The following is a 17288-nucleotide window of genomic DNA, read 5'->3' as shown; positions in this document are numbered from 1 at the left end:
GTCTCGTTGAGTAATCTCGGAAGACAACAACGATGGCAGAAAGGCACCAGGTGCGACCGCAACGCCGGTTCGGCGCGGGTGGAATCGCCGACCACGAGCAGTGGTCGCGGGCACGTCGTCGTTTCTCCGCACGGGTGTGGGGGATCGAGCGTCCGCCGACACTCAAGGAATGGGCGGATATCGGCCGCGAGGAGCGGATCCGGCTGGCGCGCCGCGCCACCGTTGTCGCCGGGACGGCGATCTTCAGCAGCAGTGGGCTGGTGGGCGTTGAGACCTTCCTCCTGGTCCAACTCGCCTACAACGGCGGACAGCTCACCCGGGAGACGACGGTAGGGGCGCCGAACTTCCCCGCCATGGTCATCGCCATCGTGTTCGGCCTGATCCTCAATGTCCTCTTCGCCCTGCTCGCGATCCGACCGCAGCTGGAGTGGTTCGTCAGCGGCGCCCCGGCCGATCACGCACGACGACGCTCGGTCCAGCGAATTCCCATGACGCAGGCCGCTGTCACCGTCGGCGCGTGGCTCGCCGCCGTGGTCGGGTACGCGCTGCTCAGCATCATCAGCGTGGCCAGCTTCACGCTGCCGGTGGTGCTGGGTGTCGCCGTGGCCTTCGCCATGGCCGGACTCACCATCGGGTGCATGTCGTATCTGTTCGCCGAACGATTTGCCCGGCCGCTGTCGATCATCGCGCTGCAGGACAACCCGGCCACCCATGTCATGCACGGTGTCCGAGGACGGATGATCGCGGTTTGGGCGGTCAGCACCGCCGTCCCGATGGCCGGACTCCTGATCCTCAACATCGGCCGCTGGTCGGGGTTGCTGCCGCCGGTCGCCGGCGCCATCGACTGGGCCGCGGTGGTCCTCGCGATGGTGGGTCTGGCCACCGGCGCCCGGGTGATCGCGCTGGTCGGGCAAGCCGTGATCGATCCGCTCACCGAGCTGCGGCACGCGGTGCAGAAGGTTCAGCAAGGCGACCTGACCACCCATGTCGACGTCTACGACTCATCGGAACTCGGGGTGCTGCAAAACGGCTTCAACGAGATGGTGACGGGCCTCGACGAGCGGGAACGCATGCGCGAGCTCTTCGCCCGACACGTCGGCGACACCGTCGCCGAACTCGCCCTGAGCCACGGCGTAGGGATGCACGGCACGAACACCGAGGTCGGCGTCCTGTTCGTCGACATCATCGGCTCCACCTCGATCGCCGCGCAGCAGGATCCGCAAGACACCGTGGAGCTGCTCAACGGATTCTTCACCGTCGTCGCCGACGTGGTCGACAGCCACGGAGGCTTCGTCAACAAGTTCGAGGGTGACGCCGCGCTGGCGGTCTTCGGCGCGCCCGTGGCGATCGATCAACCCGCCGGCGCCGCGCTGGCCGCCGCGCGAGAACTCGCTGCTCGCCTCGAGGAGCTGCCTGTCCGCTGGGGCATCGGGGTGTCGTTCGGGATGTCATTTGCCGGGAATGTCGGTGCCGAACAACGATACGAGTACACGGTCATCGGGGACCCGGTCAACGAATGTGCCCGGCTCTCGGAGATGGCCAAGACGGCCAAGGTTCCGGTGCTGGCCAGCGGAAGCGCGATCGCCGAATGCGGCGATGAGTCGCAGAGCTGGCAGTCGGTGGGGTCGCGGGTCCTGCGCGGGCGCAACACGCCCACCGACGTGTACGTGCCCGTCGAGCTCGCCGGACGCCCCGATTCACGGACCACGGTCGGCGACATGGTTGCGGGGCTCCTCCGGCCGGCACGCGCCGGGGTGGCCGGCCTGATCCGGCCGCCATTCCCGGTCTCCGGCACCGACGGCCGTCCCGTTGACGGGTGAGGTGTCCGTCAATAGCGTGACGGCAAGTGACTTCGATGATTGGGGGACAGACGATGGGCTGGTCAACGGGCGACATTCCCGACCAGGCGGGACGCAGGTTCGTCGTGACCGGGGCGAACAGCGGTCTCGGCGCGGAAACCGCCAAGGCGCTGGCACGGGCCGGTGCGCAGGTGACTCTCGCGTGCCGCAACACGGCCAAGGCCGACGCGGTCGCCGGTGAGATCGGGTCGGCGGCCACCGTCGCGCAGCTCGATCTCGCCGACCTCGACTCGGTGCGTCGATTCGCCGACGGATTCTCCGGTGCCGATGTGCTCGTCAACAACGCCGGGGTGATGGCGATCCCGCTGCGCCGCACCGCACAAGGCTTCGAAATGCAGATGGGCACCAATCATCTCGGTCATTTCGCGTTGACGGCACTCGTTCTCGATCGCATCGCCGATCGGGTCGTCACCTTGTCGTCGGGCATGCATCAGCTCGGCCGCATCGACCTCGGCGACCTGAACTGGGAGAAGCGCCGCTATCGGCGGTGGCAGGCCTACGGCGATTCCAAGATGGCCAACCTGATGTTCGGCAAGGAACTTGCCGCACGCCTGACGGAAGCCGGCTCGACGACGACCTCGATGATCGCGCATCCCGGTTATGCCGCGACAGAATTGCAGGGCCGGACCGAGTCGGTCCAGGACGTGTTCATGCGCCTGATGAACAAGCTGCCGGTCGTCCAGTCCGCCGCCTCCGGCGCGCTGCCGACCCTCTACGCGGCGACCTCACCCGACGCGACCAACGGCACGTTCTACGGTCCGACGGAACTCTTCGGCATGCGTGGGGCGCCCGGCGTTTCCGGTTACCACAAGCGGGCCGACGACGTCGCGATCCGCGGCGGGTTGTGGACCGCATCGGAGAAACTCAGCGGCATCCCGTTCGAGGTCTGAAACCTTCCGACGACCTACGCGACGTCGAAGGTGATCGAGTTCGACGCGCCCGAGATGAGGTCCGTGACGCTGATCGCATAGGAGCCGGGTGTGCGCAGCATGTACGACTTGACCGATGTGCAGTCCTCGGTCTTGAAGACCTGCGCCTTGGCCGGGATCTTCGGTCCGCTGATACGGACCTCGATCTTGCATTCGTTGCCGTCGACCACCGGTCCGGAGTCGATAGTCGAGTTCCAGCGCACGCCGAGCTGGGAGTTCTTCGGATAGGTGTTCGTGCTGGTCGGCTGCGCATTGGGTGCGTAGACCCAGGTGTTGATCGACTTCACCCCGTTGGGTGCGTCGGCGCGACCGAGCTTGCCGTAGTGCTTCGGCTTGTCACTCGACGACCCGAGCGCCGCACTGCCCGAATCGAGCAGGTCCGAGCTACCCGAATCGGCGCTGCCCGAACTCCCGAACAGGTCACCGAGCGGGCCGGCGGACGCGGGTGCGGCGACAGCGGCGATGGCCGCCGCGCTCAATAGGACAGCAGCAATGGACGTGCGTTTCATGATTCTCTTTCGTCCTCGACCCCGGGGCTTTGATAACGATTTGATTAAAGCATGGGCCGCGCTGTCGGCCCGAATCACCAAACGCCGAGCGGGCGGAACTGCACGCTGATCCGCGCCCCGACGCCGAGGGTCTTGGGTACCGCGTGCTCCCAGGTGCGTTGACAGCTGCCACCCATCACGAGGAGGTCGCCGGGGCCCACGACGAAACGCAGCGACGGTCCGCCGCCGCGTGGCCGCAGTAGAAGTGGTCGTGGAGACCCGAGCGAGGCGATCGCGACCATCGTGTCCTCGGTGTTCCCGCGCCCGATCCGGTCCCCGTGCCAGGCGACGCTGTCGGCGCCGTCGCGGTAGAGACACAGACCGGCGGTGGCGAACCCGCCCGGCAACTCGTCGCGATAGTGGGCGCTCAGCCGATCACGGGCGGTGGCCAGCGCTTGATCGGGGAAGTCGCACGCCTGGTGATAGATGGCGACGAGTCGCGGCACATCGACGACTCGGTCGTACATCTGCCGGCGCTCGGCCCGCCACGCGACGTCGGTACGGAGTCGGTCGAACAGGGTTTGTGACCCCCGGATCCAGCCCGGCAGGAGGTCGACCCAGGCACCGTCGGAGAGTTCCCGGCGGACCATCTCGTCGAGCGGCCCGATCGTGACGGTGTCCGACTGGTCGAACAGGGACGACTGGATGCCTGCGGACATGACACCAAGCGTACCTCAGAATACGAACAAATGTTCGATAGTGCATACCCGACCAACGGCATCGCGCGAGTTGCGTCACGGTGACCTTGGAGTTCGTGGCGCCCGGACGAGGATTCTGTTATCAAGTAACAAATGGTAGTCACTAACACTTTCTGCGGAGGGTAGATCGCGATGGCGTCGTTTCTGTTTCGAGTGGGAAGGTTCTCCTTCCGCCACAAGTGGTGGGTCATCGCCGTCTGGCTGATCGCCGCGCTGACCGTCGGTGGGCTGGTGGGTGCGCTCAGCCCGAAGTTCGCGAAGGATTTCAGCCTCCCGGGCACCGACTCCGGTATCGCGACCGAGCAGGTCCAGGAGCACTTCCCGGACGTGATGAAGCAGCAGGAGCGGGCGTCGACCAGCGTGCTGGTGGCCGCCGACGACGGTCTCGCCGCACACTCCGCCCAGATCGATGCACTGGTCGAGGACCTCCAGAAGCTGCCCGACGTGAACGATGCCACGACGATCGCCAACCCGGTGGCCGTGGCGCAGGCACGGCCGGCGATGTCGGCTGCGGTGCTCGGTGACGGTGGGCAGGTGGGTCTCATCCAGGTCCGGCAGAACACCGAGATCACGGATCTGACCGTCGACCAGAAAGAGCAGCTCACCGACATTCTCGCCAAGCATCGGGGCGGGGGTCTGCAGGTCGAGGCGACCGGCTCGCTGATGCAAGTCAGGGAGGCCGGTGGCACGGCCGAACTGATCGGCTTCGCGGTCGCGTTCGTGGTGATGATCGTGGCCTTCGGTGCCCTGATCGCGGCCTTCATTCCGCTCATCACCGGAATCGTGGGCGTGATGTTGACCATCATGCTGTTGACCCTGTCGGCGGAATTCCTCAGCATCAACGAAACCGCCACTGGGATCGTCACGATGCTCGGCATCGCCGTGTCGATCGACTACGCGCTGTTCATCGTGTCCCGCTATCGCACCGAAGCCAAGCGAGGCGGCGCCGCCGCCGACGCGGCCGGACGTGCGGTCGGCACTGCCGGTTCGGCCGTCGTGTTCGCCGGTCTGACCGTCGTCATCGCGGTGGTCGCGCTGATGGTGATCGGCATCCCCCTCATCACGCAGATGGGGATGGGTGCCGCGGTGGCGGTCGTGATGGCAGTGCTTGCCGCGCTCACCCTGATACCGGCGCTGCTCGGCGCGGTCGGACGCTTCGCCTTCCGCCCGCGTATCCCGTGGATCAAGCACGCGGAGGAATCCGACACCGCCGACACAGTGGGCGTGAAGGTCGGGCGGACGGTGGTGAAGCGACCGTTGCCGTTCATCATCGGCGGGCTGTTGGTGCTCGTGCTGGCAGCCATTCCCGTGTCGAAGCTCGAACTGGGGATGTCGATGACCGGCGACGACGAGGCGCCGGCCCAGTCGCTGCTGCAGCGAGGCTTCGGCGAGGGTATCAACGGCCCCCTGCTGGTCGTGCTGCACACCGAGAACGGCGATGTCACCGCGGCCGCGGATGCGACCGTGTCGCACATCAAGACGCTTGACGATGTTGCCAACGCCGACACCCTGAACTGGATCGGTAACGGGAAGGCGCAGCCGAACACCGATGCCGACACCGCGCTCATCTCGGTCACCCCGACCAGCGCGCCGTCGGCCCCCGCGACCCACGAGCTGATGGAGCAGATCCGCGGCTTCGCGCCGATCGCACAGCGGTCGGGTGTCGAACTGCACGTCGGCGGTCAGACGGCGATCATGTCGGATCTGTCGGCGAAACTGGACAAGGCCCTCATCCCGTACCTGGTGGTGGTCGTCGGTCTGGCGTTCCTGATCATGATCGCGGTGTTCCGGTCGATCTGGGTGCCGCTGATAGGCACGGTGGGCTTCATCTTCTCGGTGCTCGCGACCTTCGGCATGACCGTGCTGATCTTCCAGGAGGGCGCGCTCGGCCTGATCGACAACACCCAGCCGATCCTGTCGTTCCTGCCGATCTTCCTGATCGGCGTCGTGTTCGGTCTGGCGATGGACTATCAGGTCTTTCTGGTGACCCGCATGCGCGAGGAGTACATCCACGGCATGTCGGCAACAGACGCCATCATCGCCGGCTATCGACACGGTGCGCGGGTGGTGACATCGGCGGCGATCATCATGATCAGTGTGTTCGCGGCGTTCATGCTGTCGCCGGACACCACCTCCAAGATGCTCGGTTTCGCACTCGCGATCGCGGTCTTCTTCGACGCCTTCATCATCCGCATGATGGTGGTGCCGGGCATCATCGCATTGCTCGGAGATCGTGCCTGGGGCCTGCCGAAGTGGTTGGATCGACTGGTGCCGGACTTCGACATCGAAGGCAGCGCGGTCCGCGACCGGGGTCTGGCGCCGTCCGCAGCCGACGGCGGCACGCGCGAGCAGGTGAGTGCCGGCCGTTGACTCACCGGCCGAGCCGGCTTGCCATAGCCGAGAAGGGTTGAGCGCCATGGCGACACCGACGACGTCCCGGACTACGGATCAGGGGCGCCGGATCGGTTTGCGCGAGCGGAACAAGATCCGCACGCGCTCCACGATCCGCGAGGCGGCCATGGCGCTCTTCGCCGACCAGGGCTACACCCACACCACTGTCGAACAGATCGCACGGGCGGCCGAGGTCTCGCACACGACATTCTTCCGTTACTTCACATCCAAGGAACAGGTCGTCCTCGACGACGGACTCGACGACGAGCGGACAGAGATCTTTGCGGCGATCCCGCCGGGCCTGGGTCGCTTCGATCTGCTGCGCCGACTGGTTTCCGACGTGATCGGGCTCGTCGTCGACGATCCGTGGGCGAGTAGTCCGGAACGGTTGCGGCTCATCATGAACGAGCCGGCGCTACGCGTCGCGCATCAGGTCGAGGCGGACGCGGCGATCTCCGAGATGAGCGGTTTCATCGCGGAATACCTCGGACTGGACCCCGCCAGTCCGCGCCTGCGGGTCTTCATGGCGGCGGCCGGCGGCGTGATGTTCCACCTGGCCGCGCAGGCGGTCGACGGCGACGCGGACGAGGAGTTGCTCGACACGCTGCTCGACGCCTTCGACCTCCTGGAGCAAGGGCTGCCACTCTGACGCCACCGCGCCGTGTCGTCGGTCAGTAGTCGTAGAAGCCCTTGCCGGTCTTCTTGCCGAGGTAGCCCGCCTCGACCATGCGCTGCAGCAGCGGCGGCGGCGCGAGGTGCGGCTCGCGGAACTCCTGATAGAGCGACTCGGACACGTCGAGCACGATGTCGAGGCCCACGGTGTCCGACAACGTGAGCGGACCCATCGGGTGTGCGCAGCCGTTGATCATCCCGGCGTCGATGTCTTCCTTCGTCGCGTAACCGCTCTCGTACATGCGGATGGCGCTGACCAGGTACGGGATCAGGAGCGCGTTGACGATGAATCCACCGCGGTCACCCGCCGCGATCGTGCGCTTGCCGAGGTGATCGCGCGCGTATGTGGTGACCTTCTCGATCGCCGCGGGAGAACTCGCAAGGCTGGCGATGATCTCGACGAGCGGCATCACCGGCACGGGATTGAAGAAGTGCACGCCGACCACGCGCGACGGATCGGCGACGTTCTTGGCGATCCGGATGATCGGGATCGACGACGTGTTGGTCGCCAGGATCGCATCCTTGGAGGTCACCCGATCGAGCTCCTCGAAGAACTTCACCTTAAGCGTCTCGATCTCCGGCAGCGCCTCGATGACCAGGGCGCGATCGTGAAAATCGTCGATCGAGGTGGTGGTGCGGACATTCGCGATCGCGTCGGAGGCCTGCTCCTCGGTGATCTTGCCCTTCGCGGCGCCGCGCCCGAGGGACTTCTCGATCCGTGCGCGTGCGGCGTCGGCGGAGGCCTGGTCGCGTTCCAGGATGAGGACGTCGTCGCCCGCTCGCGAGGCAACCTCGGCGATACCGGCACCCATCGTGCCGCCGCCGACCACTCCCAGCAGTGTCATGAAGTTCTTCTCCCGTGTCCAGATTTGAAGTCGATGAAGACAACTTATCGGGCTGCGGGGTCCGGGCGTGTGAGCAGGCCCTTCCGGACACTTTCCCTCGAACTGTTGAGTCAGATGACTGAGTCGTGTTTAGTGGGTGACCGGAGCCGCAGGGGGGCTCCATCGGGGGTCGGGGTCACACAAGGGGGAGTAATGGCTGAATTCGGACGTCGTTCATTTCTGGCCGGGGTGGCTGCGGCCGGTGTCACCGCGCTGACAGCGCCGCGGATCGGCGGCGCACAGGCCGAGCCCGCCACGCGGATTCGACTGACACGCGAGGACCACCGGGTGGTCGTCGTCGGATCGGGCTTCGGCGGTGGGGTGGCCGCACTGCGACTCGCGCAGGCCGGTGTGCCGGTGACACTGCTCGAGCGGGGGCGGCGATGGGCGACCGGACCCGACGCGGAGACCTTCCCGCACGCGATGACACCCGACAAGCGTGTGCTGTGGTATCGGTCGAGTCCGCAATTCTTCGGGCGCCCAGCGGCTTTCGATCCGTATGTCGGTCTGTTCGAGGCGGTCGGTGGGGAGAACATGACCGCGATGTGCGCCGCCGGGCTCGGCGGCGGTTCGCTGGTCTACCAAGGTATGTCGCTGCAGCCGTCAGAGGCGGTGTTCAACTCGCATCTGCCGGAACGGCTTGACTGGGGCCTGATGAACCGGGTCCACTATCCAAGGGTGGCCCGGATGCTCGGATTGCAGACGGCACCCGACGCACTCGTCAGGAGCCCGAACTACCTTGCGGCGCGGACCTTCGCCCGAAACGCGCGCGCTGCCGGACGGCCCGTGTCGAAGATCCCCATGCCGATCGACTGGAACTACGCGCTCGCCGAGCTGCGCGGGGCGATGAAGCCGTCGTACACCAACGGCGACTGCGCGATCGGAGTCAACAACGGCGGCAAGCATTCCGTCGACGTCACCTACATCAGGCAGGCCGAGCGCACCGGACGGGTCGACGTCCGCACCCACCACCAGGTCACCGATGTGGAACGCGGCCGCGATGGGCGGTGGATCGTGCACACCGAGCGGATCGACGACACCGGGCGCGTGCTGGAACACAAACTGCTGCACACCAAGTCGCTGATCATGGCGGCCGGCAGCATCAACACCACGAAGCTGTTGGTGCGCTCGGTGGCGCGCGGCTTCCTCCGCGACATGCCCGACGGCGTCGGGCGCGGGTGGGGGACCAACGCCGACCGGATCTACGTGTGGTCGCACCCCGACGGTGGTTTCGGCGCGACCCAAGGTGGCCCGGTCGTCTATGGCAGCCTGAACTGGTCGGATCCGGCGTTGGCGCACACCGTCATCCAGGCGTCCATCCCGTCGCTGTCCCTCGACCCGCACAGCACGATGATGGTCGGCTACGGGGTCAGCGACTCCCGCGGACACTTCGCCTACGACCCCACCCTCGGCGACGCGAAACTGTTCTGGCCCAAGGGCGGTGACGCGCACATCCAGAGTCGGGGAATCGGGCCGACCGCCCGGGCGATCGCCGGGCCCACGGGCGTGCTGAGCGACTCCAACGCCTTGCTCAACTCCACCTGGCACGGACTCGGCGGCGCGTGCATGGGCACCGTCTGCGATCTCGACGGCCGCGTGCACGACCAGCGCGGCCTGTATGTGCTCGACGGTGCGCTCATCCCCGGCAACACCGCGGCGTGCAATCCGTCGATGACCATCGCGGCCGTCGCGGAACGGGCGCTCGACAACCTCGTCGCCCGCGACGTCGGCACCGTCATCTGAACTCCTCAGCGCAGTGCGGGCATGACCTCGCGGGCGAACAGGTCGAGGCCGCTGCGGTCGTGGGCGATGTCGGGGAAATAGAAGATGCCGTATGACATTCCGGCCGCGGCGAGCGTCGTGAGGTTCTCGATGACCTGCGTGGGTGTCCCGACCGCAGGCATGCCGCGGAAGGCGCCCATCGAGGCTTTCGCGGCGGCCGGGTCGACGAACGACGCCAGCCGCGTCTCGAGCGCGACGAGTTGCCGCTCCACGTCGGCCTCGGTCTCGCCGAGCACGACGTTGTAGTTCGCCGACCGGACAATGGTGTCGAAATCGCGGCCCAGATCTGCGCAATGCTGTTGCAGCACCGACGATTTGTGGGCGAAACCGTCGGGCGTGCCGTCGAAGTTGGTGTAGTCGGCGTATTGCGCCGCGATCCGCAGCGTCTTGCGCTCGCCGCCACCGGCGATCCACAGGGGGATGCGACCGGCCGCCGGCTGCGGTGCGCAGATCGCATCATCGACCTGATAGTGCTTGCCCGCCAATGTCGCTCGCCCGGTTTCCCATGCCTGCTTCATGATCTGCACACCCTCGTCGAGGCGGCCGAGTCGAACACCCGCCGAGGGAAATCCGTAACCGTAGGCACGCCATTCGTGTTCGTACCAGCCACCGCCGATACCCATCTGCACGCGACCGCCGGAGATCAGGTCGGCGGTCGCGGCGACCTTCGCGAGATACATCGGGTTGCGGTAACTCATCGCGGTGCACATCTGGCCGATGTCGACGCGCGAGGTGGTCGCCGCGAATGCCGACACCAGTGTCCAGGCTTCGTGGGTGGCCTCGTCGGTGGGCATCGGCACGGTGTGGAAATGGTCGTAGACCCAGATCGAGTCCCACCCGGTGTCGTCGGCCGCCGAGGCCAGCGACGACATCACCGACCACTGGTCGGCCGGCGCGATACCGGTCAGATCGAGACGCCAGCCCTGCGGAATGAACAGACCGAATCGCATGGGTTCACGCTACGCGAATCGTGGATCAGTACAGTGGACAACGGTCGGCCGGGTTCGGGAGCCGGCATGGAGTAGGAGTGTCGGCGAGGATGGTCAGGGTCCGCAACGAGCAGGTCGTGATGACCCGGGTGCGCATCCTCGACACTGCGGAGCGCCTCTACGCCGAACGCGGGGTGGCGTCGGTGTCGAACCGGCAGATCAGTGAGGCCGCAGGTCAGGGCAACAACTTCGCCGTCGGGTATCACTTCGGTGGGCGACCCGAGGTGATCCGCGCGATTCTTGACCGGCACAACGCGGCCATCGAACCCATCCGCCGGCGGATACTCGACGAACTCGGGCCCGATGCCGGGATCCGCGAATGGATCGGCGCCCTCGTCTATCCGCAGACCGAGTACTTCGCGTCTCTGGGGTCGCCCACCTACTTCGGGCGCTTCTGCGCCCAGATCGTCACCGACCCCGTCCTGCGTGACATCCTGTACGCCGCCGCGGGCGGCTCGGACTCGCTTGTCGCTGTCCTCACCGGTATGTACGCGGCGCTGCCCGAACTACCCGATCCAGTCCGCGAAGCGCGAGATGGCATGACGCGCAGCATCATTGTGCTCACCCTCGCGGACTTCGAGCTCGTCTGCGCGGAGCGTGGGTCCGACCAGGGTGGGCCGTCGTGGCGCGACGTCGGCACCTATCTGGTCGACGCGCTGGTCGGATTGTGGCTGGCCCCGGTGACAGCGCCGTCGGGCGGATCGTAGGGGTACCAGGGCATGTCTCCCAATTCCCTTTGCGGGTCTTGGCGGCTCGTTGTCCCTCTGGCGGCGTTGTCGTCACGATAGCTGCCGCTGTCGCTCCCTCCTCCGCCTTGCCAGAGAAACCACGATTCCGCCAATCCCTCGCAGTGGAATTGAGAGACATGCCCTAGAGACGTCGAAGACGTTGTGCCGCTTCGGCAATCACGTCGTCGTGCTTGGCGAACGCGAAACGCACCAGGTGGCGCCAGGGTTCGCGGTCGTCGACGAATGCGCTGACCGGCACCGCGGCGACCCCGATCTGCTCCGGCAGCATCCGGCAGAATTTCTCGCCGTCGTCGTAGCCCAGCGGTCGTGGGTCCGCGCATATGAAATACGTTGCCTCGCTGCGATGTACGGTGAAACCGGCGTCGGCGAGTGCGGTGGTGAGCAGGTCCCGTTTGGCTTCGAGTCCGGCAGCAGACTCACGCACCCATGGCATCTCGGTGTCGAGGGCATGCGCGACGGCGGGCTGGAACGGCCCGGAACCCACATAGCTCATGAACTGTTTGGCCGCCCGGGCGGCCGCGACGAGTTCGGCCGGACCGCTGATCCAGCCGACCTTCCAGCCGGTGCAGTTGAATGTCTTGGCCGCGCTGGAGATTCGAAGGGTCCGCTCCCGCATGCCGGGGAGGGTGGCCAGCGGATGGTGCTCTCGACCGTCGAAGAGGAGGTGCTCGTAGACCTCGTCGGTCACCGCGATCACGTCGTGCTCGATGCACAGGCGGGCGATCTCGGCGAGATCGTCGTCGGACAGCACGGTTCCGGTCGGGTTGTGCGGCGAGTTGACCAGGATCGCGGTTGTCGACGGCCCGACGACCTCGGCGAGGCGGGTCCGATCAAGGCGGAATCCGTCGCCGTCGGGGATCAACGGAACGGTGCGACGGACACCGCCCGCCATCGCCACCGTTGCCGCGTAGGAGTCGTAGTACGGCTCGATCATCACCACCTCGCGACCCGGCTCCACGAGTCCGACGATCGCCCCCGCGATGGCCTCCGTGGCGCCGACGGTGATCAGGATTTCGGTGTCGGGGTCGTATTCGAGGTCGTAGTGGTCGCGCTGGTGGCGGGCCACGGCGGCACGCAGTTCGGGGACGCCGAGGCCGGGCGGATACTGATTGTGTCCCTGGGCGATCGCCTCCTGGGCGGCGGTCAGCATCGATGCCGGGCCGTCGGCGTCGGGGAAGCCCTGCCCGAGATTGACGGCGTCGTGGGTGACCGCCAGCGCCGACATCTCGGCGAAGATCGTGGTGCCGAATGGCCGGAGTCGGGACACGGTGCGCATGACATCCAGGCTGACACATCGGGTGAGTGACGTCGGAGTCCGGCGTACGATCGGCCACCATGACGACGCCACCGGGTCCGCCTCCGCCGGGTCAGCCGCCGGGTTCGCCGCAGCCTGGTCAGCCGCAGCATGGTCGGCCCGAGCCGGATCAGCCGGAGGCGGGTTCGCCCCAGTACGGTCAGCCGCAGCCCGGTCAGCCGCAGCCCGGTCAGCCGCAGCCCGGTCAGCCGCAGCCCGGTCAGCCGCAGCCCGGTCAGCCGCAGCCCGGTCAGCCGCAGTACGGTTCGCCGCAGTACGGTTCGCCGCAGCCGGGTTCGCCCTCGACTGGTCAGCCGCCGGGTTCGCCCCAGCCTGGTCAGCCGCAGTACGGTCAGCCGCAGCCCGATCCCTGGTATGCCGGGCAACCGAACCCCGAGGCATATCCCTCTCCGGGGGGGCAACCGTATCCGGGCGCCCAGTCATATCCCGGTGCGCAGCCATATTCCGGTGCGCAGCTATATCCAGGTGGGCAGCCAACTCCGGGAGAGCAGCCATATCCCGGAGCGCAGCCGTATCCCGAAGCGCAGCCCACTCCCGGAGCGCAGCCATATCCCGGAGCGCAGCCGTATCCAGGGGCCGCGCCGTACCCACCGCCCAACGGCCCCTACCCGACGGGCGGTTATCCGACGCCGCCGCCGAAGAAGTCGAACCTGCTCTGGCTGTGGATCGCCCTGGGTGCCGTCGTGGTGGTGGCCGGCGTCGCGATCATGGGATTCGTGGTGCTCGCCGTGTTCGCACATCGCGACGACGTCACCGAAACCGGCGACGTCGCGATCGGCGACTGCGTCCGCATCACCTCGACGGGCGACGACGACATCCGCCCGATCAAGACCGACTGCTCGTCGGCGCAGTTCACCTTCTACGTGGCGACGAAGATCGACAACGGCGCGGGTTGCCCGAACGAGGACTACTCACGGCTCTACTGGCTGCGCGACGGTGAACGCACCGGCGAACAGCTGTGTCTGGTGCCGAACATGGTCGCCGACAAGTGCTACTCGGTGCCGGGCGGGACGACTCGACATCTCGCGGACTTCCGAGAAGTGGCGTGCACGTCGACGGCGGACACCGACACCCGAGTGCTCCGCGTCGCAACCCGCACGGCCGGCGAACCGATGTGCGAGAGCGGGCAGTACGAGGTGTACTTCACCCTGCCGCAACCCCTCGGATACTGCCTGACCGAGACCGGCGCCACGTGATGTCGCGGTTCGGCCACTCGGTTCCGGTTGGTCGAACGCCCAAACACTTTTGCGTACCGAACGATTGGGACAAATGTCGCGGCAATGCCCTAATCTAGCTCGCATGACCGGATCAACGTCGCGCGTTCTGTCCCCCGCCGTACTCACGTTGTTCGCCGCCGTGGTCCTGCTGTTGTTCAGCGGATGTCACGCGGAGGTTTCCGTCGGCGGCGACAGCAATGCGATCAAGAGTCCCTCCGATGTCAAGTCCGGGGAATGCCTGCAGATCGGGGACAAGACCGACAAGGACGGCAAGGTCGTCGCGACGAAGACCGAGTGTGATGTCAGCGGGCTGACCTTCACGGTCGTCGGAACCGTGCCGACGGGCGAGCAGTGCACGTCGGAGAACTTCTCGTCCCTGAGCTTCGACGGTGAATCCGAAAAGATCTGTATGGCACCGAATTTCGCCGAGGGCAAGTGCTATCAGGTGCCCGCGGGGGAAGGCGCGACGATCGTCGACTACCGCGAGGTCGACTGCTCGGCGACGCCGACCAAGGGGACCGTCATCTACCGGGTGACGTCGAGCACCGCGGGGTCGGCCACCTGCCCGGAGAAGGAACTCGCCGTGGACCTACCGCTGCCCGAGCCGCACGCATACTGTGTGCAGAAGGTCAGCCAGGGCTGACCGGGCCGTCAGCCCGCCGACTCCTCGCCGATCGCCGGCCCCAACAGATCGTCGGCGTCGGTGATCCGGTAGGCATATCCCTGTTCGGCGAGGAACCGCTGACGATGGGCGGCGTAGTCCGCGTCGAGTGTGTCCCGGGACACCACCGAATAGAAATGAGCCTGTCCGCCATCATGTTTCGGGCGCAGTAGCCGACCGAGACGCTGGGCTTCCTCCTGTCGCGAACCGAAGGTTCCGGACACCTGCACCGCCACCGATGCCTCGGGCAGGTCGATCGAGAAGTTCGCCACTTTCGACACCACCAGGGTCTGGACCTCGCCGGACCGGAACCTGTCGAACAACGCCTCGCGGTCCTTGTTCTTCGTGGCGCCCTGGATCACCGGCGCGTCGAGTTCCCGCCCGAGCTCCTCGAGCTGGTCGATGTAGGCCCCGATGACGAGGGTCGGGGAATCCTTGTGGCGGGCCAAGATCGACTTCACGACGTTGACCTTGGTGTGCGCCGTCGAACACAGCTTGTACTTCTCGTCCGGTTCGGCGACGGCATACTGCAGTCGCTCCTCCTCGGTCAGGGTGACCCGCACCTCGATGCAGTCGGCCGGCGCGATCCAGCCCTGCGCCTCGATGTCCTTCCACGGCGCGTCGTAGCGTTTCGGGCCGATGAGGCTGAACACGTCGCCTTCGCGGCCGTCCTCGCGGACCAGGGTGGCGGTGAGGCCGAGGCGCCGGCGGGACTGCAGGTCCGCGGTCATCCGGAACACCGGCGCCGGCAACAGATGCACCTCGTCGTAGATGATCAGACCCCAGTCGCGGGAGTCGAAGAGATCGAGATTCTTGTACTCGCCCTTCGACTTTCGGGTCATCACCTGATAGGTGGCAATCGTCACCGGGCGAATCTCCTTGCGTTCGCCCGAGTATTCGCCGATCTCCTCCTCGGTCAACGACGTCCGCGCGATTAGTTCGCGCTTCCACTGGCGGCCCGCGACGGTGTTGGTGACCAGGATCAGGGTGGTGGCCCGTGCCTTGGCCATCGCCGCGGCACCCACCATCGTCTTGCCCGCGCCGCATGGCAGCACCACCACGCCGGAGCCGCCCGCCCAGAACGAGTCGGCGGCGAACTGCTGATAGTCGCGCAGGTGCCAGTCGGTCTGGTCCAGGTCGATCGGATGCGCCTCGCCGTCGACGTAGCCGGCGAGGTCCTCGGCGGGCCACCCCACCTTCAGCAGGATCTGCTTGAGCCGTCCCCGTTCCGACGGGTGCACGATCACCGTGTCGTCGTCGATCCGCGCGCCCAGCATCGGCGCGACCTTCTTGTTCCGCAGGATCTCCTCGAGCACCGCGCGGTCGAGACTGATCAGTGTCAGGCCGTGCGCTGGATGCTTCACTAGCTGCAGTCGGCCGAACCGTCCCATGGTGTCGACGATGTCCATCAACAGCGGCTGCGGCACGGCGTACCGCGAGTACGTGACCAGGGCATCGACCACTTGCTCGGCGTCGTGGCCGGCCGCACGGGCATTCCACAGCGCCAGCGGTGTCACCCGGTAGGTGTGCATGTGCTCCGGGGCCCGCTCGAGCTCGGCGAACGGTGCGATCGCCGCGCGCGCGGCCGCCGCATCGGGGTGATCCACCTCGAGCAGCAGTGTCTTGTCCGATTGCACGATCAGGGGTCCATTGGTCACCCGATCCATTGTCCAGATCGGTGCAAGCGGCGTCGAGCGGGGCACGTCACCCGCCACCGCCCACTGGGCGCCGTCCGCCGTCGGCTGGGCGTCCTCCGCCGTCGACTGGGCGTGCTCCGCCGTCGAGTGGGCGCCGCCGGCTGTCGACTGGGCGTCCTCCGCCGTCGGCTGGGCGCCGTCCGCCGTCGGCTGGGCGTCCTCCGCCGTCGACTGGGCGTGCTCCGCCGTCGAGTGGGCGCCGCCGGCTGTCGACAGTGCGCCCTTCGGCGTTGACAGTGCGCCCTTCGGCGTTGACAGTGCGACGCCTACGGACGGGGGAAAGTGCCCACTAGACGGGCACGCCGCCCACCGGACGGGAACAACGCCCACCGAACGGGCACGCCGCCCACTGAATGGGGAATGACGCCCACTGGACGGGGAACGACGCCCACCGAACGGGGAACGACGCGCACTCGACGGCGCAGGGCGCCCACTGGACGGGAAATAGCGCCCACTCGACCGCGCAGCGGTAATTGCCATACTTGGTGTGAGTCACTCCTGATAGAAAATGGAGCACACGAGGATGTCACCGGGATTCACGGTTGAGGAGATGACCGAGTACGTCGAGGAGTACTTGGCGTTGCCGCATGGGCAGAAGGGGCCCTGGGTGGCTGACAAGCCGTTCAGCGGTTATCAGATCAAGAAGTGGCGCAAGGCGTATTTGTCGGGCGATCTGAGCCGGGGCCTGGTCCCGCGCCAGGGTGGCGGTGCGCATGCCGCGCGGCGGGCGATCGCCGCGGAGAAGGACCTGGCCGCAGCCGAGCGTGCTCACGCCGCCGAGGTCGCCACGTTGCGGGAACGGATCGAGCTGCTCGAGGCGGGGAACTCCGCGTTGGGAAAAGCTATCGGGCTCTTGCAGCAGTACCAGCAGGAGCCCGGGACCCAGGCGGGTCGGCC

At 66.8% G+C, this 17288-nt stretch carries 15 protein-coding genes; 9 read left to right on the top strand and 6 right to left on the bottom strand.

Translation table 11 applies throughout. The annotated features are described in order from the left end of the window. Nucleotides 1-32: 32 nt before the first annotated feature. Both ACWDTI_RS17580 and ACWDTI_RS17575 read left to right on the top strand, forming a co-directional pair. A complete protein-coding gene (locus tag ACWDTI_RS17580; protein WP_449739395.1) occupies nucleotides 33-1820 on the top strand; it encodes an adenylate/guanylate cyclase domain-containing protein in 1788 nt (595 codons plus the stop codon). Between the two features lie 35 nt (nucleotides 1821-1855). Then, a complete protein-coding gene (locus tag ACWDTI_RS17575) occupies nucleotides 1856-2749 on the top strand; it encodes an oxidoreductase (protein ID WP_449739493.1) in 894 nt (297 codons plus the stop codon). 14 nt (nucleotides 2750-2763) lie between these two features. On the opposite strand, the gene ACWDTI_RS17570 is transcribed toward ACWDTI_RS17575, so the two are convergent. Together ACWDTI_RS17570 and ACWDTI_RS17565 are read right to left on the bottom strand one after the other, a co-directional pair. Then, nucleotides 2764-3297, bottom strand: coding sequence for a hypothetical protein (locus ACWDTI_RS17570; RefSeq protein WP_449739394.1), 534 nt, complete (start codon nucleotides 3295-3297; stop codon nucleotides 2764-2766). Nucleotides 3298-3371: 74 nt separating this feature from the next. Beyond that, the gene (locus ACWDTI_RS17565; RefSeq protein ID WP_449739393.1) at nucleotides 3372-3995 is read right to left on the bottom strand and encodes an alpha-ketoglutarate-dependent dioxygenase AlkB; all 624 of its coding nucleotides are present in this window, start codon (nucleotides 3993-3995) and stop codon (nucleotides 3372-3374) included. 171 nt (nucleotides 3996-4166) lie between these two features. Between ACWDTI_RS17565 and ACWDTI_RS17560 the strand changes: the two genes are divergently transcribed. Further along, nucleotides 4167-6404, top strand: a complete 2238-nt coding sequence (locus ACWDTI_RS17560) for an MMPL family transporter (protein WP_449739392.1) — start codon at nucleotides 4167-4169, stop codon at nucleotides 6402-6404. Between the two features lie 46 nt (nucleotides 6405-6450). Then, nucleotides 6451-7074, top strand: a complete 624-nt coding sequence (locus tag ACWDTI_RS17555; RefSeq protein ID WP_449739391.1) for a TetR family transcriptional regulator — start codon at nucleotides 6451-6453, stop codon at nucleotides 7072-7074. A gap of 22 nt (nucleotides 7075-7096) precedes the next feature. On the opposite strand, the gene ACWDTI_RS17550 is transcribed toward ACWDTI_RS17555, so the two are convergent. Beyond that, nucleotides 7097-7942, bottom strand: a complete 846-nt coding sequence (locus tag ACWDTI_RS17550) for a 3-hydroxybutyryl-CoA dehydrogenase (protein WP_449739390.1) — start codon at nucleotides 7940-7942, stop codon at nucleotides 7097-7099. Nucleotides 7943-8134: 192 nt separating this feature from the next. Here ACWDTI_RS17550 and ACWDTI_RS17545 point away from each other — a divergent pair, with 192 nt between their 5' ends. Beyond that, nucleotides 8135-9724 carry a GMC oxidoreductase gene (locus tag ACWDTI_RS17545; RefSeq protein ID WP_449739389.1) on the top strand — a complete coding sequence of 530 codons (1590 nt, stop codon included), beginning with the start codon at nucleotides 8135-8137 and terminating at the stop codon, nucleotides 9722-9724. Between the two features lie 5 nt (nucleotides 9725-9729). On the opposite strand, the gene ACWDTI_RS17540 is transcribed toward ACWDTI_RS17545, so the two are convergent. After that, nucleotides 9730-10713 (bottom strand): LLM class F420-dependent oxidoreductase, encoded by a 984-nt coding sequence (locus tag ACWDTI_RS17540; RefSeq protein WP_449739388.1) that lies wholly within the window; start codon nucleotides 10711-10713, stop codon nucleotides 9730-9732. 89 nt (nucleotides 10714-10802) lie between these two features. On the opposite strand from ACWDTI_RS17540, the gene ACWDTI_RS17535 reads away from it, so the two are divergent. After that, on the top strand, nucleotides 10803-11459 hold the full coding sequence (locus ACWDTI_RS17535; protein WP_449739387.1) for a TetR/AcrR family transcriptional regulator: 657 nt from the start codon (nucleotides 10803-10805) through the stop codon (nucleotides 11457-11459). A 163-nt stretch (nucleotides 11460-11622) separates the two neighbouring features. On the opposite strand, the gene ACWDTI_RS17530 is transcribed toward ACWDTI_RS17535, so the two are convergent. Then, nucleotides 11623-12777, bottom strand: coding sequence for a pyridoxal phosphate-dependent aminotransferase (locus ACWDTI_RS17530; protein ID WP_449739386.1), 1155 nt, complete (start codon nucleotides 12775-12777; stop codon nucleotides 11623-11625). Nucleotides 12778-12836: 59 nt separating this feature from the next. Between ACWDTI_RS17530 and ACWDTI_RS17525 the strand changes: the two genes are divergently transcribed. Both ACWDTI_RS17525 and ACWDTI_RS17520 read left to right on the top strand, forming a co-directional pair. Then, a complete protein-coding gene (locus ACWDTI_RS17525) occupies nucleotides 12837-14012 on the top strand; it encodes an LppU/SCO3897 family protein (protein ID WP_449739385.1) in 1176 nt (391 codons plus the stop codon). A gap of 103 nt (nucleotides 14013-14115) precedes the next feature. Then, nucleotides 14116-14676 (top strand): hypothetical protein, encoded by a 561-nt coding sequence (locus ACWDTI_RS17520; protein WP_449739384.1) that lies wholly within the window; start codon nucleotides 14116-14118, stop codon nucleotides 14674-14676. 8 nt (nucleotides 14677-14684) lie between these two features. Here the strand turns inward: ACWDTI_RS17520 and ACWDTI_RS17515 are convergent, their stop codons facing one another. Next, nucleotides 14685-16352 (bottom strand): DNA repair helicase XPB, encoded by a 1668-nt coding sequence (locus ACWDTI_RS17515; protein ID WP_449739492.1) that lies wholly within the window; start codon nucleotides 16350-16352, stop codon nucleotides 14685-14687. A gap of 562 nt (nucleotides 16353-16914) precedes the next feature. On the opposite strand from ACWDTI_RS17515, the gene ACWDTI_RS17510 reads away from it, so the two are divergent. Beyond that, nucleotides 16915-17288, top strand: a 374-nt coding sequence (locus tag ACWDTI_RS17510) for a hypothetical protein (protein WP_449739383.1), incomplete at its 3' end; no start/stop codon positions are given.

It is taken from the genome of Gordonia sp. NPDC003424 (genome assembly GCF_053588655.1).
The sequence above is the reverse complement of the archived record's forward strand: the minus strand, read 5'-3'. Positions and strand labels throughout refer to the sequence as shown.

Bases quoted from the DNA above. Each gene is read 5' to 3' on its own strand.
- ACWDTI_RS17580 (WP_449739395.1), top strand. From the start codon at position 33: ATGGCAGAAAGGCACCAGGTGCGACCGCAACGCCGGTTCGGCGCGGGT.
- ACWDTI_RS17575 (WP_449739493.1), top strand. From the start codon at position 1,856: ATGATTGGGGGACAGACGATGGGCTGGTCAACGGGCGACATTCCCGAC.
- ACWDTI_RS17570 (WP_449739394.1), bottom strand. From the start codon at position 3,297: ATGAAACGCACGTCCATTGCTGCTGTCCTATTGAGCGCGGCGGCCATC.
- ACWDTI_RS17565 (WP_449739393.1), bottom strand. From the start codon at position 3,995: ATGTCCGCAGGCATCCAGTCGTCCCTGTTCGACCAGTCGGACACCGTC.
- ACWDTI_RS17560 (WP_449739392.1), top strand. From the start codon at position 4,167: ATGGCGTCGTTTCTGTTTCGAGTGGGAAGGTTCTCCTTCCGCCACAAG.
- ACWDTI_RS17555 (WP_449739391.1), top strand. From the start codon at position 6,451: ATGGCGACACCGACGACGTCCCGGACTACGGATCAGGGGCGCCGGATC.
- ACWDTI_RS17550 (WP_449739390.1), bottom strand. From the start codon at position 7,942: ATGACACTGCTGGGAGTGGTCGGCGGCGGCACGATGGGTGCCGGTATC.
- ACWDTI_RS17545 (WP_449739389.1), top strand. From the start codon at position 8,135: ATGGCTGAATTCGGACGTCGTTCATTTCTGGCCGGGGTGGCTGCGGCC.
- ACWDTI_RS17540 (WP_449739388.1), bottom strand. From the start codon at position 10,713: ATGCGATTCGGTCTGTTCATTCCGCAGGGCTGGCGTCTCGATCTGACC.
- ACWDTI_RS17535 (WP_449739387.1), top strand. From the start codon at position 10,803: ATGGTCAGGGTCCGCAACGAGCAGGTCGTGATGACCCGGGTGCGCATC.
- ACWDTI_RS17530 (WP_449739386.1), bottom strand. From the start codon at position 12,777: ATGCGCACCGTGTCCCGACTCCGGCCATTCGGCACCACGATCTTCGCC.
- ACWDTI_RS17525 (WP_449739385.1), top strand. From the start codon at position 12,837: ATGACGACGCCACCGGGTCCGCCTCCGCCGGGTCAGCCGCCGGGTTCG.
- ACWDTI_RS17520 (WP_449739384.1), top strand. From the start codon at position 14,116: ATGACCGGATCAACGTCGCGCGTTCTGTCCCCCGCCGTACTCACGTTG.